We start from the raw sequence: 17399 nt of genomic DNA on the forward strand, positions 1-17399 counted from the left end.
AGGACGCACAGGATGAAAAAAGACTATTCGATCACCTTCTTCTATTACGACGATATCCATGCTGTCGTGCCGTTTTATGAAAAGGTTCTGGGCTTCGAACTGGTGCTCGATCAGAAAATGGCACGCATCTACCGCATCGCTGAAAACTGCTATTTCGGCATTGTCGATGGCAATCGCGGTCATCTGAAACATCAGGAAAAGAGTGCCGTGCTGCTGACCATCGTCTCTCAAGATGTGGAGGTTTGGTACAAGCGGTTGAAGGAAGCAGGCGTTGCCGGTCAGTCTGAGATGTTGCGAGGAAATTTCTGCGAGCATTTCTTCTTTGAAGATCCGGCCGGTTATGCCATCGAGATTCAGAGATTTCATAACCCAGATGTGGCAAAGCTCTTTCCATGAACAGTGACGATATTGACGCGGTAGACAGTCCTGTTTCGCGGCCAAACGAGTTCGGTGCTGAGCAGCTTTTTGCTCTGCCGGATGCCTCGATTGTTGATCTGGCGACGGGTTATATTCCGCTGCTCGTCAACTTTACATTTGAGGACAAGGCGGCCAAGGGCCTGCGCAAGCTTACCGATCAGGCAGAACCCGAACCCGCCGTCTATTTCTCGGCGCTGGAAATGGTGCGCGATCATCCCGCACTCGTGCTGACAGGGGAGACTGGAAGCGGCAAGACCACGTTTGCGAAGCATCTGGCGTTCTCACTGGCGCAAGGTGGCTTTTCGCCGCGCGCCGTTCCGCGCAACGATCTGGGTGCAGTGCATGATGAGCACTGGACGCTGGAGGGCGTTGTCCCGATATATCTCACTGTCGAGACCTCGAAAACTTTCGAGGAACTGCTCGCATCTTTCACCGATGTTGCGCTCCATGCGGACCGTGGGCTTTTGCTGATACTCGATGGCATAGAGGCGGCCGGTGACGCAGGGCGTCAGCTGCTTGCCGAAGCGCTGGCGTTCCAGAACCGCCATCCGGCTGTGAAGCTGCTTGCACTCGGCGAGGTCTCTGTCGTCAAAAGCTGGGCGCTTCCCGCGGGCTATGTGCGCTATGATCTGCTGCCGCTTCTGAAAAGCCAACGTCGGGACACGGCTTTGCGACTGGCGGGCCTCGATCTCGGCGCGACAGGGATTGCTCTTGGCACTGCAGCTGCAAATCCCGCGCAGTTCGTCATGGCCATGCATGGCGGCGATGCGGGGGAGAGCGCCGAGGCCATCACCGACAGCTGGCTTGTAAAGATTTCCGGTGATGCTCAGACGAGCGACCTCTTTTGCGGTCTGGCGTTCGATGCGCTGACAGCCGAGGTGGATGACCCAAGCATCATGCCCATCACCCGCGTGCGGCAATTGCTGACGGCGGTGCATCTGGCATCCAAGCCCGCTGATTTGGCCGTTGAACATTTTCGCAAGAAGCCAGACCTTTGGGTACCGGTCATGACAAGCCTTGCGGCGCGTCTTTCCGGCACGAATGAGGCCAGCGCCTTGGTTGAAGCACTGATAGAAGGCGAGGGTGATGCGGTTCTGCGGGGCGCGTTGCTGGCGGCTGATATGGTGACGGAAGCAGGGCCTTTGCGTGATCGCATCGCTGCGCATTTGCTGACGATCGTCAGCCACGGAGCGCTCTCTGCGCCGGAACGTGAGACGGCGGGCCGCAGGCTCTCGCTCTGGGGTGATCCGCGCGAACTCGATGCATTGGCAGATGTTAAAGGCGGAGAATTCACCTCCGGCTCTCACAGCCATCCCAATTCAGCACCGCCTCATCCAGTTACCGTCGACGCCTTTCGTATCGGCCTTTATCCGGTGACCAACAGTGCCTACGGTGTGTTCGTGCGAGACACGAACCGGCTGTGGCGCAGCCCGGAAGGGTTTTCGGATGACCGACGCAGTTCTCCTGCGACTGACGTCACATGGCACGATGCACGAGCCTATTGTGGCTGGTTGACCCACCGCTGGCGTGCGCAAGGGCGTATTTCGGCAGACGAATTCGTGCGATTGCCGACGGAACCGGAATGGGAACGTGCCGCGCGCGGCGACCAGCCGGATATAGGGCCGGATGTCCTCAGCTATCCTTGGGGACATGCTTGGATGGACGATGCGGCGAATTCGGAAGAGGCCGGCTTCAATACCACCTGCACAGTTGGTCTGTTTCCGAAAGGGCGTTCTCCCTATGGCTGCTACGATATGGTCGGTCAGGTCTGGGAGTGGTGCACCACGCTGTGGGGCGACGATTTGGCAACGCCCGACTTCAAATATCCCTATTCGAACGATGGGCGTGAAGCGGTGGATGCCGCACCGTCAATCCGGCGCGTGCTACGCGGAGGCTGTTTTTCGAGCGGTAAACTGAAGGCCTGCTGCACATACCGTGGAAGCCTCGAACCGAATGGCTTCTGGCGCGGCAATGGATTTCGGATCGTAGTTTCGCGGTAGCGTTGTTTCATTTTCGAAGGTCGTCTGGCGGTTCCGCCTTAAAATGTCCAGCAAGAGGTACTCCACGCGCACTCGATAGAATATTCCAGGGTCAAAACACATGCAGACGGCCGGCCACTATACACATGAGCCCAAATATCCTTTCCTCCGGATAAGCGATCAGCGCTTTGTCTATTTCATCAGAAACGTTTACGCCACATGGAAATGCGTCGCGATACGAGCCGGCTTCTGCATGGATTTGCCCAAATTTTTGACAAAGTTGCCATTCGCTATCCATTTTGAGTGAGCGGCCATAGGGTCTATATTTTGACGCTCAGAGGTAAGCCGCAGCAACTCCCCTTGGCTACACCGCGAGGGATCGCCGAGCGTGACACATTCTAATCACTCCCCGAAGAGGATGGTGCCATAGTCGGTTGCACCATACAGAATATGAATGATGACTACCTTTTCATTGTCAACGCGATAGAAGATGAGATCGCGGGTCGTGGTTCGGATCTGTTTGTTATGCTCGCGGTGTTTTGCTGGCGAAGTTGAACGGCAGGAGGTCGTCAATTCTGACGTCGGTAGCGCGTTGTGGCAACTCATGGAGCACGTGACGCAGCCAGGCGAGCGGGTCGACGCCACAAGCGCGGCAAGCCAGGCATATGAATCTCGTACTGAGGGAATTTCGTAATAACCGGGTCGCCATGGGCGTCTGATGACTGGATTTGTGATAGCGGCTTTGGATTATGACAAGGCGCCGGGCGTCCACGAGACCACCGTCGTCAGGCCTGCAAAGCTCCCAAGGCAGTCGATTGTTGATCTTCCACAAGCTCTAATGCTTTGCGGGGACCAACAATCCGCCATTTTACCGGCCTCCGAGACTGGAGGAAATGGGAAGCCGGATTGTCAAAATTTATAGCTCGCGCCTAACATGACCTTATGTTGGGTTGCTCCGATTTCGCCAACCGCCGACCCAAAGTCTTTGTTGCCGAAGTCAGAGTATCGATATTCGCCGCGCACAAGAATATTATCCGTGAAGGCATACTCGACACCGCCGCCGGCCGTCCATCCAATCAGAATATCATCTTTCTTGTCCGCGCCAGGAACATCGACCTTAACACCTGCCGCAGCGATACCGGCTGTAGCGAAGAATAAAGTGCGATCCCACGCATAACCAACACGACCGCGGCCCGAGGCGTCCCACTCGACGTTAGCGCCGCTGCTCTCTTCAAAATTATAGTTGAAGTCGTTCTCGATACCAAAAACGATATTTCCACGCTGAAAATTGTACCCAGCATGTGCACCTGCCGAGCCACTGTCGAGATCCACGTCAGAGCCAAAGATTGTCGCCTGATTCCAACTGTATCCGCCCTGCGCGCCGAGATAAAAGCCAGACCAATCATACAAGGAGGAAACCTGCTGCTCATTTGGAGCCGAAGGTTGCTCATAGACAATATCTGCTGCAACAACCGGCGCTGCAGAAGAGACTGCGAGCGCTGCAAGCGCAAAAATTTTAAGTTTCATGTGATCGTTCCTGTGTTGAATGGCGGAACAGGAAAACCCAAGACGGTCTAGCCCTGTTCGAGAACGATTATGGCCTAAGCGCTTGTTGCAGAGTGTCTTTTCACATTATGTTATGTTGCAATGTGGTCTTGACTTTCTTTGGTGCTAGATCAGTTTTGGTGGCGGATGCAGTCATGGACGATCCCCGGATGTCGCGGTAGTTGGTGTTCCTGTGATGATCACGCGCTTCACTAAGCAAACTCAGCAATTGACAGGCGGATATTCCGTCTGCTTGCATGACTTGAAGGATCAGCGGGTCATTGAGAACTTCTTGAAGCGTTAACTCGGTTTGCGACATGCTCGTCACCTTTGTTTGGAGAGCTTATACGCTCGCCACGTAACCTTGCGATGTCGAAAACAAGTCGACATAGAGGCAAGTTGTTCAATAAGATTGCAATTTCGGATGGGATTGAAGAGCGTATAACAGATGCCCATCAATCGACGTCACCACTCAGGCTTACCGACAACGGTGCCACCTGAACTGTTGGCATGACCGAACCTTGTAGCTGGCACCTGCATAGCGAGAAACTCATTCCTATTAAGGAAGGCCTCGCTGTCCCACGCTTAGCATCGCCAAACCTTCCATCGCGAGAAATGTGGGTGGGAAAAGACTCTGAGTTCATGACGGGTAAGACGCGAAGGTCCCGGAAGGGGGAGCCTGGCGGCTAGATCTTTATCCGCCAGGCTCAGTTTGGTCAGCTAAATCTAGCTAGCAAACGAGTTCTCAAAGCTGAAAGAACCAGACTTATTGCTAAAAGAAAAAGTTCCGGCCTTCTGTACGACTTCGGCCGGCAATGTTGCCGAGAAGCTTCCCGATCGGCTACCGAACGAGTAGTTCCCGGTGACAGCGCCATCAGCACCAATCGTAACCGTGGAAGCGACGGTTGTGGCACCGCCGCTCACGAGATCGAGCATATCGCTGTTGATTTCAATCATCTTGCTCATGTTAGTCTCCTTTGGGTTGGTTAGTCGTGAAGGTCCGACCAGGAAGGTCGTTCCCTTTGCTGGATTCACCGACTGGCTATGGCTTTTAGCGGATCCGTGATCCAGTCGGTGAAGTGTCGGCGATCTGTAATGATATCGCCGATGAGTGTCATACCGGGCGTCAGTTGGCGCTCCTCGCCGTAGGCGGAAACGCTCGTACGATCGAGGCTGACGGTGACCCGGTAGACGGGATCTGTGAATGAGATTGGAGCCAACAATTCGCCTTCGAGATAAGTCGAGCGCGAAACTTGGGCGACGCGGCCGACAATCACTCCAAAGCGTTGGTAGGGAAAGGCGTCAATCCTGAGCCTGACGTCCTGGCCGATCTGGACCAGACCGGCGGCTCGTGACGGCAAAAGCAGATTTGCCTCAAGAGAACTTCCCGCGGGAACAAGTGCTGCCAAGGGGGACTGAGCCACAGCCGTCTGACCAGGCTGCGCCTGCAGAGCAGCAACCCTACCGGCAACGGGTGCAACGACGACGTAAGCTCGATCAATCTGAAGCTGAGCCAGCGACTGCTGAAGTTCGCTGCGAAGCCCCTGCAACTGGGCGAGCTTATCGTTCTGCTCAGCGGGTAGTTTTGTCAATTGCGACTGCACGTCATCCAGATCGCCCTGGCGCTGTGCATGTTGGCGCTCCAGTTCGTAAATTACACTTTTCTGCGATAGAATCTGCTGCTGCAGTCGCGACAATTCAAACTTTGTGCCGCTGCCCCCCACTTGGAGGCCGGCGTAGCGTTCAACATCTCGCGTTTGAAGATCCTTGAGTTCGCGTTCCGACAAGAGCCGGCGGGTTTGCGAGGCAAGCTCTTCGGCAAGACCGTGAAGTCTTGCAGCCAGTCGACGACGCTCTTCATCAAAGCGTGCTTCGGCCGCTTCAATTTGTATATCAAGGGACTGGATGCGGGAGACAATCTGCAAGCGCAGTTCCTCGCCAACCTTCCCTTGAGAACCGGTTGTCTCCAGCGATAGCTCTACCATCGGCTGGCCTTGCGTGACCAGGTCGCCTTCACGGACCAGGACCTTGGAAATGACGCCTCCTTTTGTGGCATATAATTGAGCCAGGCCACCGGTGGGCGCGACATATCCCTGGACCGTTTCCTTTCTTGCGTAGGTACCGGTCATCAGATATGAAGCCCCGACGACGACCACGACACCCAGCAACACCGTCATCACGCCATAACTCACGGGCTGTGCAATCATCACCTCACCACGCAACCTGCGACGATGTTCAATTGCTTCGGGTCTAAACAGCGTGTCGCTCATGGCACCACCTGCAATGGCTGCGCCGGGATTTCCCGGTGCAATTCGCGAACCTCGCCTGCCTCGATGGCGAAGATACGTGACGCCCCTTCAATAGCGCCAGGGCGATGGGCAACCATAATCTGGGTTATACCGAGGCCCTTGAGAGACTGCATAACGCGACGTTCGGACAAAAGATCGAGATTGGCTGTTCCTTCGTCAAGGAACAGGATTTTGGGTCTTTTGTAGAGAGCTCTCGCCAGAAGCGCGCGCTGTTGCTGCCCGCCCGACAATGTTGTGCCCAGGTCTCCAACCAGTGTCATATAGCCCATCGGCATACGTTCGATTTCTTGGTGCAGATCGACCTTGCGAGCTACAAATTCGACCTGCGCCATATCCATCTCTGGATCGAAGAAGGCGATATTGTCCGCAATCGTGCCCGCAAAAAGCTGGTCATCTTGCATCACCACGCCAATTTGCGCGCGATAGGCTCGCATGCCGACAGCACTGAAGCTTAGACTATCAACCAAGACCTCCCCTTCACACGGCGGATAAAGCCCCATCAACACTTTTAGAAGTGTCGATTTTCCACCACCGGAAGGTCCGACAAATACCACTGATTGACCCGCCGTGATGTCCAGGGAAACATTCTTCAGCACCCAGGCTTCACGCTCGGCGTAACGGAATGAGAGATTGCTTATGCTAAGCCCGCCCACTACAGGGCGAAGTGCATGCGGACCGGCCTCGATACCAGGCTCCGAATCTTGGTGCACGGCGTCAGACAATCTCTCGAGATGCAGTCCCGTCATGCGAAACTTGAAGCACTGTTCTACGAATGACAGCGCAGCGCTGCTGAATTGGCCACGATAGGACAGGAAGGCCAGCAACATGCCGAGCGTCATCTCACCTCGGATGATCGCGCTCGCACCGAGATAGAACACCAGAAGCAGTTCTCCGCCTGTGACAATCGACAGCCCGGCCGTGCCTTTTAGGCCGATTTTTTGAAGGCGCACATTATTGTTGAGACTGTCAACATAGGCATTCTGCCATACCCCGTGTCGTTCCAGTTCTCGACCAAAGAGCTTGAAAGCCCGTGCGCCGCGGATGGTTTCCAGGAAAACACTGTCCACTCTCGCTTGGTATTGAAGCCCTTCATTGGTGAGATTGCGCAACCAAGGAAACGTGATCAACCTTGTGCAAATGACGACAGCTAGTGAGGCCAACACCACAAGTGCAAGATAGGGCGCATAGATGAGCATGACCGCAAGGGTAAGGATTGCCATCAGCCCGTCCAGAATACCTGAAACCAAGCCACCCGTTAGAAGATCCTCAACAGGTTGAAGGGAATTAAATCGAGATAAGATGTCGCCGAGGCGACGCTTCTCGAACCAAGGTACTGGTAAGCGCAAAGCGTGACGAAGCAGATTACCACGCATCTGAAACGTCAGAAGGGTGCTGAAGTGCATCTGTACGTACCCACGCAGCAATGTGGTCGCACCTTGGATTAACAACAGAAGACCTGCACCAATGACGATAATGTTCAGGAGGCTGAAATCGCCTTTCGCGATCGCTTCATCTACGATCAACTGGTTGATTAGAGGTGACACTAGAGCAAGAAACTGAAGCGAAGCAGTAAGAAGGAGGATTTGAACAAAGCTTGGAATAAACCCTGCGCTCCTTGACCACAAATCCGTCAAGTGCACCCGTTCGACTTTTTGGCGTTTTTGAAACGAAGCTGCCGGCGTGAGTTCCAGCGCAACTCCAGTGAAATGTGCGGACGCTTCAGTCAGGGTAAGATGTCTGTGTCCACTCGCTGGATCGTGTATTTTGATCCATTTCCTGTTGGCACGACTGAGAACGACGTAGTGCGACATATCCCAGTGAAGGATGCAAGGGGTCTTCAACTCGCCCAAGCCGTCCATTTCTACCTTCAATGCCCGACCGGTAAGGGCAAGGTCGTCAGCAATGGAAATCAGACTCTTGAGGGTGGTTCCTTTGGCCGATACCGCATGGCGTCTTCTCAGTTCGGACATTGTCACGAGATGGCCGTGATACGATGCCACCATAGCTAGGCATGCAAGCCCGCATTCCGCTGCTTCCGACTGTAGAATTGGTACGATCCGAGAACGATTGTTCATGACATCGAGAAGCAACGGACAATCCTCCTGCGTGTTTGATTGCAACAAGCGTATTTGAAGTTCAGCGCGTTTCACCGGCTTACTGAGCAGCGGCTTTAGTCAACGAGCTTATGAAAACAGTTTTAACGCTGGCTTGTCCCAGGGTTCATTCAGCGCGACACACTATCCCCAAGGCTTCCCAGCGATATCTTGTCCCGGTTTGCGAATTCACGCAGCCTTGTCGGCAGTCTCCACGCACTCGGCGTTATTGCCTTGGCTCCGTATCGTCCCGCAGTCCCTTTTTTGAAAATGACGTCTGTCATTGAAATTTCCCTGCAACCGCCCTCGGGACGCGACTCTGACGTAGGATGCGGAGGCACTATTACGACCCAAAGTTCATAAATCTTTCATCAAAACCACCCTTGGCTTAGGTTTTTAGCTTGTGATGAAACCTACTTTGGGCGCGCGTTGCTGTGTGTTTCAATTTGTTGCGAAATGTTGAGGCTTCAACAGCCTTGTAATCGACTGGGTGAATACGACATGGAATACCGTTTAAAATTCATCGTATTTTCGGATGATTCTGGCAGCCAGGACACGTTCGCGGCTAACCTCCAAGGGAAGCAAACCTATGAGGCCGTAATCAGCCTTTATTTTCGGCTTGTAGAGCTCTGGCGGAGGATTTGCCTGGGGAGGACATTGGAGCCGCTCAGCGCGTCCTGTCCGCACTACGTATAAAGCCTGAAACATTTGCCGCTGACGACAGTGTCGCGCGATGTGGGATTATCCAATCAGCCTTTTGGAAATCGGCTTTAGGCGTGCGAGAAAATGCATGCAGACCGATTTGCGAAAAACTTGATCTCTGCACTGGCAGTAACCGATCCGAGCAACACGGCGGACATTTACGCCCGGGAAATTCGATTAAGGACCTCGATGATCTCAAGTAGAGATCTGGTCTCAGCCGGCATGGGGTAGATGTTGGCCTCACAAGCTGCTTTGGCAGCCGGATTGAAATCCGAGATTACATCAAGCACGATAGTCACATTTAGACTCAGATCATAAGACTGACGGGCCGTCGACTCGACGCCGACGCTCGCCGCCGTGCCGCACTGGGTGACGCCACGAGAGAGCAAAAAAGTTTGTAGGTCCGACCCGCTCAACGCCCCCAAGGTCCGCGCCGGCCGATAATGTGGGACTCCGCCTGCACCAATTCTGGAACAGGCTGTTGGGCCTCAGTGGAAAAACATGAAACCGCCGACATCAGGGGATGGCGGTTGCATCGTCGATTTTGCGGATGTGCATATTATTCACTGGATTTAACAACAACTTCTAGTAACTACTGAATTAGGATATATCTATATGGTTGTAAGGGTGGGCACTTGGGGTGACGCGGCTGCGATAAGCTTTGCGGATAGGTTTATGACCGATCGAGAGGCTTAGGTTTAGGCTCTCACGCGGGGCAGTTGTTGTCGGACGCGATTGTTTCTCGTCTTAGTAGGCCCCATTAACGGCTCAGCTCGTCAATCCAAGTCTGCCGTTTTGATCAGGGCATCCCGACCGAATTTCACCGCCGTAAAAGGCAAGGTTGCGGTCTGGAAAAGGATCGTTCCCGCGCTATTCATTGCGGCTGCACCGATATCTGGAGTTTTGTCCGCACGCTCACTTACGATGGTTTCGGCGACGCCCGTGGACGTTGGCACGTAAACTACAGGCCGTGTGGTGCCGACAATGAGCGGGTCTTGAGTTTCGCACTTGGGTTGGCAGCGGTCATAGCGAACGACCCTCGCCGAGTTAGCTGTAGAAAATTTACCAGTCGCCTGGGACCCACCGGACTTGATCGTTGCAGAGGTCGGGCGCTTGGTTGGAATGACACCATAGGGAAGAGTGTCATTCTGAGGTTCGGCCTTGCTTGCCGAGACGGGCAACGACGCTGCATCGCGAACTTCTGTCAGTTTTGTCGAAACGACTTTACCAACCTGCCGAATAGGCGTGGAAGCCATGGCTTCCTCAAAAACAGTGGTATGGGCAGGTCCGAGATTGCCATACCACAACATACCGAGTGAGCCGAGAAGAAGACCGCCAACCCCAAGTGCGAGCATTGCTAAACGGACGCGCCGCGGCTTTCCCGCTCCGAGCTCGAGATCATGGCGATGCCGCCATACGCGCTCGAGATGTATTGCGCTATCCGTGTGTATTGCGGATGGCGGAATGATATCGCCGCTGAGATAAATGGCCATGGGTTGCCTTTCTGTTGACGGTGTTGGAATGATGCGCATATGCCTCAGTACTGGTCGTGAACAACCCCCATGATATCGCCAGAACGCGATACACTAACGAGCAGGTTGTCGCCTCCGCGGGTCGCCTTGACGAGAAATCGTTCACCAACATCCTGAACGTTTCTCACCCGGTAACCCCTGTCCTCAAGCAAGGTGATGACGTCGTCCGGTCCAAAACGCCCGCCTCGCTGGGACCATCTGTTTTGATCGTCATGGTTGCGGTTCCAGGCATGAAGGAAGTTGGATTCTGTGTTGCCATCCACAGAATAGGGCTCCGAGGATTGGCCATCATAAATCACGACCTGCGAGAAGGCAGGTAGTGCAGCGATCGCGCTGAAGACTGAGGTCGCGCTGAATAGGATAACATGGCGTCTCATGATCTTCTCCTTTTAGTGTGCATTGAACAGCATGCTCCAGTGCCCCGAGGGATGGGTATTGGCATCTCAAAAGGAAGCATGGCGGCATCATGCCCGTGGCTACTGTTGCTGTGTGTCGTTTGTTGTGCTGAAATGTTGCGGCTGGCCTCAGGGGCGCAACCGGGACAGCAGCGCATCGGCACCCTTGTCGATCGCCACTTCCGACGCCTTGAGCGAGCCGAAGCTGGCACCAACATTCATCGCGTTGGGATACTGTTTGGTAACGTAGGCCGACAAGAGCGTGCTCGTCGTCGTGTCGAATATCTCAACGGCGTAGGACACCGAGCCGGTCATCGTGCCTTCCTTATCACGAACGGCCTGCACCGCGTTATACACACCTCCCCCGACATCAAGATGCGAGATAGGACCGAGAACGGGCGTCGTCGTCTTTGCGCCGGTGAGTGTCAGACGAACGCGCAGCGTTCCAGGCGCGGGTGCGGAAACAACAGAAAAACGCGTCCGTAGTTTCTGCGTGAACCGAGATTGCATGTAGCTGGCAAGAGCGACCTTGTCCTGCTCGCTGACTTTGACGAACTGGCTGTCCTGTCCCCGGTAAACCGTGACAGGATCAACGATGACCTTGTCGTAGTGGCTCCAGTTTGCCCCGCTATTGTAACTGTATGGAACACGGCCATTGCGATCACTGGTGTCTGCTTTGAGGTGCTGCGCCGACGCCAGACCGCTGTAGGCAGTCGGATCTGCAGTGGTGCAGCTGGCAAGCAGGCCACTGGCGATGACAAGGCAAATGCTTGCTTTGTAGGTAATCTTCAATGGTCTGACTCCAGCCGGTTGGCACCGTGTGGCACACCGATAGCTGACCGCAACGTTATTGCGTTTTCAAAAATGTTAGGAAATGTTCGCGCGGGTCGGAGACATTAAATTATGAGAGTATCGGAGGACGAGTTCCGAGACTGCAGTATCTCTCCTTTCGGCAGGATGATCTCAACGGCGAGGCCGTTTGGCTGTCGGTTCCGCAATGTGAAGACGCCCTTGTGACCTATCACCACGATCCCCTGCGCTATTGACAGACCAAGTCCGAAACCACCGGTCTTTGCTCCGGATTGACGGGATGCATCTGCCTTGAAAAACGGCTCTATAACCTTCTCCTTCAAATCATCTGGCAGACCCGGCCCATCGTCTGAAACCGTGATGGTGACTGTGTCATGCCGATCTTCAAGCGCGATCTCGATATGGTCGGCGTATCTAGAGGCATTATCGACAAGATTTGAAACGGCGCGTGTCAAACCTTGCGGCATGCATATGTATGTGAGGCGCCTGGGCCCGATAAAGCGAGTGCTGACACCAGTATCCGCAAAGTCGTCAGAAATCGTTTGCAGCAAGCTCGACAGGTCCACCTTGCGGGCTGGCTCGAACGTATTGTCGAGAAAGCTGAGACTGGTGTCGATCAGCGAGGACAGCATTGTCACATCAGCCAGCATCATCTCTCTCAGAGCGGGTTCATTCGATCTTTCGATACGCATTCGCAACCTTGTGAGTGGTGTTCTAAGGTCGTGACTGATCGCTCGAAGTACCCTCGTCCTCTCACGTAGCATTGTCTGTATTCGGCCCTGCATGACATTAAGCGATGCCGCCAGGCTCCTGATTTCTAACGCACCCTCGGCTTTGAACGGCTCCTCAGAATGATCGTCCATGCTGACGCGTTGCGCAGCTGCCGCGAACCGGATCACGGGCTCTGTGATTAACCAACTGCCCAAGTATGCCAACAGGATCAGCGGGATGACAATCTTCAAAATGCCGCTTGCCATGGCTGGTACCAGCCAGACGCTGGTAGGAAACTGCGGCATTGTAAAAGAAAGGGCTCTCGTTTCATCAACTTTGATGGTGAGCACGGGTGCGCCATGATCACTGGAGACCGCATTTTGCATCGCTGTCACGATCCCATCATTTATGAGCTCTTTAACACGCTGCAGGATCTCAGGGTTCGGCGTACCAGCCTCGTACAACATGGAAGCTCGGGAAACAGACGCGCGCTTTGTCCAAATGCCGAGCCGATCGGCAAAGCGCAGTGCGGCCTCTTCCTCCAGCTCGGTTTGGCCTCGGGAATATTGTTCGAGCACTGTTTCGATACGACCGGCAAACAACCCAATCTCTATGCCCTTATCGTGCCTCCCATATATAAAGGGCTCCGTTGTCGCTGCAACAACTGATACGAGAACGACAAGCAGGATCGCAAGAAACAAGAGCTGTTTGCGGATAGAGGCGCTTCGAAGCCCCTTCATGAAAGACGCTCAACCTGCGAGGCGAACAGGTATCCACCCAGCCGCACGGTCTTGATGAATGTCGGGTCCTTGAGATTAGGCTCAATCTTCTGCCGAACACGGCTGATATGGGCATCAATGCTTCGTTCGATCGGGCCTGCCGAGCCCGCGTGCGTCATCGCAAGAAGTTGTTCACGTGTGAGAACCTTGTTGGGGTGGCAGCAAAAGGCCCAAAGAAGGTCGAATTCTGCTGTTGTCATGGAAACCTGCGCGCCATCCGCATCGAAGAGCTGACGACTCCGCGGGTCTATTCGCCATCCCGAAAACGTCATTGGTTCAAGCTCAGCTTCAGGCTCATCATGATCAGATGCTCTGCGCAGGATGTTTCTAATGCGCGCCAGCAGCTCTCGAGAATTGAACGGCTTGGTAACATAGTCGTCCGCTCCCAGTTCCAACCCGAGTATGCGGTCTATATCCTCGCGAAGTGCTGTCAACATCAGGATCGGAGTCTTTCCTGAAGACCGCAATCGCCTGCAGATGCTGAAGCCATCCTCCCCGGGTAGCATTCCATCCAAAAGGATCAGATCGAAACTATGACGGCCAAGGATTCTGTCCATCTCGATGCCGTTTCCGACCGAGGCAGCGTCGTAGCCGTGGCCTTTCATCAGATCGACGAGCATGTCCGCAATATCTCTGTCGTCTTCGACTATCAGGATTTTATGCGACAGTGCGCCCGCTCTAATCGGCGTCAAATTTCCTGGCTGTTGCGGGGATATTGCCATATGCAACCTTTTGTCGGGTGATATCGGAAATCCGTTTGGCGAATTTTAGCGGGACCGCCCGCCTGCAATCCAACCTTTATCCGATCTCATGCAAAACTTTATTAGGAAATATTGCAAGATGTTGCGGCTCCGAAATATTTTGCAGACCGCAGAAATCTATAACAAAATACGCGTGCGGTCCGAACCGGTGCGTTAAAATTTCTGCTCACCGGAATCGTTAAAAACACAGACATTCCAACAACGCGCTTACTCCGCGTTACTGTATTCGATTGGGTTTGACCGAAACTCGGCGTCAACAATAGCTGCTGCGATGTAGCAGGCTCTGACCGCCAGTAGCGAAAAAAATGCTGCGGATACCCAGGTTACTACGTGATGCCTCGATCGTGACCGCCGAGGCAATCTGCCTGCCAATGCAAGGCAGCTATGCTTGGCAACCCGCCCAAGCGCCACGAGCACAAACATTGCCAGGATGACGTAACCTGTCAAGGATGCAGCACTAATCAGCCAAGACATTACAAGGCATACTCCCAAAAACGATTGTTCCTTTATTGGTGCGGCCGTTTGCCAAATCTCACCGACGCGCAAAAACCGGTTTGATCGCTGTCGTCTCGCGACCCAACTCTTCACCCGCCCGGCAGGCGGCTCTGACAAGAGCGCTAAGACCTGCGATACATTTGACGGACGCCCTGTGGAATGCCGGGATATATCAGAAGGGAGCATCCATCGTATCCTTGCGACTTTGAGAGCGTAGCGCATTGGCGGCGATGGTCCACCATCGGAAAGTGCGCTTCGCCTTTGTGGTCAACGGTGTCACGTGACCTGTCGCCATGACCGACCTTGTAGCCGGCACTGGCACGGCAAGAAACTGTACCCTTTCAAGAAAGGCCTTATTGTCAAACCGCTTCGAATTAACTCGCCTACCATCGCTTGAGATGTCGGCATGGAAAAAAACTTCCAGGTTGATAACGGGTAAGACGCGAATATTACGCAGCAAGTCAATGTCCGGCCGACTCGTTATGGCAAAAACAAACTCGTCCGATCGTAACGCATCAAAAGCCTCGGGCACCGTGGACACGCAGACAGACTGAAATCCATGGTCTGCCAGCCTGGCAACGATCGTCGCGCCGGCTGCCTCAGGCAGAAAGACTAGTATTTTCGAAACTTTCGGGGGGTGGAGCATGTTGCGCTTTCCTCATCGGTGATGACGAAGATTAGCCCGGGCCATTGCAGCACTGTGTTCGGTTATGTGTATTTTTATGTGCGCAAAGCGTGGTTGCAACAAGATATAATCATTCGCAACGCATAGACACTCTTGCGAAACGCGGCCGATTGAAACGTTACCGGGCTTGGAAACGCATCGGGAAACTCATTGATCCGGTTAAGCCAAAGAGGCTCAAAATTACTTCAACACGTGCGGATATGAGTTACTTTAAAGGGAAACGCTGCAATGTACGAAAGTTCTGATTTTTGGGCGCATAGGTGGATGGTGACACGACCGAAAGTCGCAATTCTGGGATCGCTTTGCTGAAAAGGTCGGCCAGTCTTTGATCGCCTCGTAACTAGAAGGTAGTCACGCTCGATCGCTTGCGCGACGATCATCTTCGTCGACCTGAAGCGTCTTGCTTGGTACTCGATCCTGCCAATCTTCTATCCATCGCGGAACACTGCGCCATAGATCCAAATAGTGTGCGGCGAGCCTTGCTTTGACTTCACTGTACGCCTCCGCTGTGTGTCGGCCAACTTCCGCCAAGGGATAGGTGGCAGCTTGCGTGAGTGTGCCGCGGATGTGGGTAATATCCTGCCCAGCACGTTAAGCTGTTTCGATGCCTTAATACAGTCCAGCGAGGACTACGACGAACGAACTGAGCTTAAACGAAAGTCCGATCCGCATTATCTGGCCATCGCACTTTGCTGACAGCTGCCGCGCGGCGCGGCAAGGCGCGGTAGCCCTACAACATTTCTGAACATAATAGCATCTTAGGACACAATTGGATCTGGCATGATCGTACGGCACGTATGCCATATACTGATCATGAACAGAGGGGCGCTCACTCCAAATTCCTCTTCGTGCGCATCGCGGAATTGTGAGACCGAGCCGCAATGAAAATCAACAATGCTGCGCAACTGAAACGCAACGGAACCGTTTCGTTTCTTTTGCGTTTGACTTCCATCAGAAGTGCAGCGTTGCGCGCCGCGCCAATTAATTTCAGGATAAACAATGCACCTTATGACGAACTCCATCCGCTTGGCCATTTTGGCCTGTGCTGCCGTTTCGCTCGCGGCTTGTGGAAAAGAGGAGGGGGAACAGAAACAAGGGGCTGAACGACCGCCAACACAAGTTTCTATCGTTGAAGTCAAACCCGAGACCATCCCGGTTGTCAGCGAATTACCGGGCCGCGTGTCGCCGATGATTACCGCGGATGTCCGTCCCCGGATAACCGGTCTCGTGCAAAAGCGGGTATTCGAGCAGGGAGCAGCTGTCACAGAGGGCGATCTTCTCTACGTCATTGACGCGGCACCATTTCAGGCAAAGGTCGACTCCGCCCAGGCCACTCTCGACGCCGCGCTCGCAGCACAGAAGCTTGCAGGGCAGAAGGCAGACAGGCAGACCCAGCTACGTCAGAGCGGTGTCGCCAGTGCCGACGCCAGCGAGACAGCAATCGGCGAGCTTGCGCAAAGCAATGCAGATGTCGCACGCGCTCAGGCAGACCTCCGATCTGCCCAGCTCGAGCTACAGTACACTCAAATCAAGGCGCCAATCAGCGGCAATATCGGCCGTGCACTGATCACAGAAGGCACGCTGGTTAGCCCGACATCCGACGTGATGGCAACTATCCAGCAGATCGATCCGATTTACGCGGATTTCACCCAGCCGGCCGACACGTTGATCCTGTTGCGCAACGCCATCAAGAATGGCGATCTCAAGGAAGATGCTGCAGGTGGCGTCGGCATGAAGCTGGTGACGGAGCAGGGTCGTCCCTATCCTCATGACGGCAAGCTTTTGTTTTCTGAGGCGAGCGTCAATGCCCAGACCGGCCAACTCATCTTACGTGGTGAATTCCCCAACCCGGAGCGCAACCTTTTGCCGGGCATGTATGTCCGATCAAAACTCCAGCAGGGAGCGCTCGAAGGAGCCTTCGCTGTGCCGGAACAGTCCGTCCAGCGTGATACCGCTGGAAAGCCACAGCTTTACATCGTCAATGCCGAGGGCAAGGTCGAAATCCGTGAAGTGGCGCTTGGCTGGATAGTCAATGGCAGATGGGTAGTCATCAAAGGACTTGCGGCCAATGACAAGGTGATCGTCGAAGGTTTTCAGAAGGTCGGCCCCGGTCAGGATGTGAAAGCCGAGCCATGGATCAATCCAGTCGCTGCTGACGCCTCCCCGAAAAAGGAGGGCTGACCATT

Annotated in this window: 14 protein-coding genes and 1 pseudogene; 3 read left to right on the forward strand and 12 right to left on the reverse strand. The window is 54.2% G+C overall.

The annotated features are described in order from the left end of the window. The first annotated feature begins 12 nt into the window (after positions 1-12). Complete coding sequence (locus tag RRU01S_RS20610; protein ID WP_045232103.1) at positions 13-396, forward strand: VOC family protein; 384 nt, start codon at positions 13-15, stop codon at positions 394-396. Continuing rightward, entirely contained in the window at positions 393-2417 is a 2025-nt protein-coding gene (locus RRU01S_RS20615) for an SUMF1/EgtB/PvdO family nonheme iron enzyme (protein ID WP_045232104.1), read from the forward strand. Before RRU01S_RS20610 ends, RRU01S_RS20615 begins: the two co-directional genes overlap by 4 nt. 502 nt (positions 2418-2919) lie before the next feature. Here RRU01S_RS20615 and RRU01S_RS25555 read toward each other — a convergent pair. The 12 genes and pseudogenes from RRU01S_RS25555 to RRU01S_RS20685 form a co-directional block, all read right to left on the reverse strand. Then, a pseudogene (locus RRU01S_RS25555) lies at positions 2920-3063 on the reverse strand (transposase domain-containing protein); the annotation flags it as partial. 242 nt (positions 3064-3305) lie between these two features. After that, on the reverse strand, positions 3306-3923 hold the full coding sequence (locus tag RRU01S_RS20630; protein WP_045232106.1) for an outer membrane protein: 618 nt from the start codon (positions 3921-3923) through the stop codon (positions 3306-3308). 100 nt (positions 3924-4023) lie between these two features. Then, the gene (locus tag RRU01S_RS26095) at positions 4024-4260 is read right to left on the reverse strand and encodes a hypothetical protein (protein WP_131367812.1); all 237 of its coding nucleotides are present in this window, start codon (positions 4258-4260) and stop codon (positions 4024-4026) included. A 407-nt stretch (positions 4261-4667) separates the two neighbouring features. After that, positions 4668-4907: a hypothetical protein gene (locus tag RRU01S_RS20635; protein WP_045232107.1), complete on the reverse strand. Its 240-nt coding sequence runs from the start codon at positions 4905-4907 to the stop codon at positions 4668-4670. A gap of 65 nt (positions 4908-4972) precedes the next feature. After that, positions 4973-6211 (reverse strand): HlyD family secretion protein, encoded by a 1239-nt coding sequence (locus RRU01S_RS20640; RefSeq protein WP_045232108.1) that lies wholly within the window; start codon positions 6209-6211, stop codon positions 4973-4975. Further along, positions 6208-8340 (reverse strand): peptidase domain-containing ABC transporter, encoded by a 2133-nt coding sequence (locus RRU01S_RS20645; RefSeq protein ID WP_234936195.1) that lies wholly within the window; start codon positions 8338-8340, stop codon positions 6208-6210. Before RRU01S_RS20645 ends, RRU01S_RS20640 begins: the two co-directional genes overlap by 4 nt. Positions 8341-9821: 1481 nt before the next feature. Beyond that, the gene (locus RRU01S_RS20660; RefSeq protein WP_045232111.1) at positions 9822-10538 is read right to left on the reverse strand and encodes a hypothetical protein; all 717 of its coding nucleotides are present in this window, start codon (positions 10536-10538) and stop codon (positions 9822-9824) included. 44 nt (positions 10539-10582) lie between these two features. Further along, positions 10583-10954, reverse strand: coding sequence for a hypothetical protein (locus RRU01S_RS20665; protein WP_045232112.1), 372 nt, complete (start codon positions 10952-10954; stop codon positions 10583-10585). Positions 10955-11101: 147 nt separating this feature from the next. Further along, the gene (locus RRU01S_RS20670) at positions 11102-11764 is read right to left on the reverse strand and encodes a DUF3313 domain-containing protein (protein WP_045232113.1); all 663 of its coding nucleotides are present in this window, start codon (positions 11762-11764) and stop codon (positions 11102-11104) included. A 104-nt stretch (positions 11765-11868) separates the two neighbouring features. Then, positions 11869-13233 (reverse strand): sensor histidine kinase, encoded by a 1365-nt coding sequence (locus tag RRU01S_RS20675; protein WP_045232114.1) that lies wholly within the window; start codon positions 13231-13233, stop codon positions 11869-11871. Further along, the gene (locus RRU01S_RS20680; protein ID WP_045232115.1) at positions 13230-13994 is read right to left on the reverse strand and encodes a response regulator; all 765 of its coding nucleotides are present in this window, start codon (positions 13992-13994) and stop codon (positions 13230-13232) included. Before RRU01S_RS20680 ends, RRU01S_RS20675 begins: the two co-directional genes overlap by 4 nt. 706 nt (positions 13995-14700) lie before the next feature. After that, positions 14701-15174: a hypothetical protein gene (locus tag RRU01S_RS20685; RefSeq protein ID WP_045232116.1), complete on the reverse strand. Its 474-nt coding sequence runs from the start codon at positions 15172-15174 to the stop codon at positions 14701-14703. Between the two features lie 1038 nt (positions 15175-16212). On the opposite strand from RRU01S_RS20685, the gene RRU01S_RS20690 reads away from it, so the two are divergent. Further along, positions 16213-17394, forward strand: a complete 1182-nt coding sequence (locus RRU01S_RS20690) for an efflux RND transporter periplasmic adaptor subunit (RefSeq protein WP_052816172.1) — start codon at positions 16213-16215, stop codon at positions 17392-17394. Positions 17395-17399 lie beyond the last annotated feature (5 nt).

Origin of the sequence: Agrobacterium rubi TR3 = NBRC 13261, from assembly GCF_000739935.1 — a bacterium.
Lineage (GTDB): Bacteria > Pseudomonadota > Alphaproteobacteria > Rhizobiales > Rhizobiaceae > Agrobacterium > Agrobacterium rubi.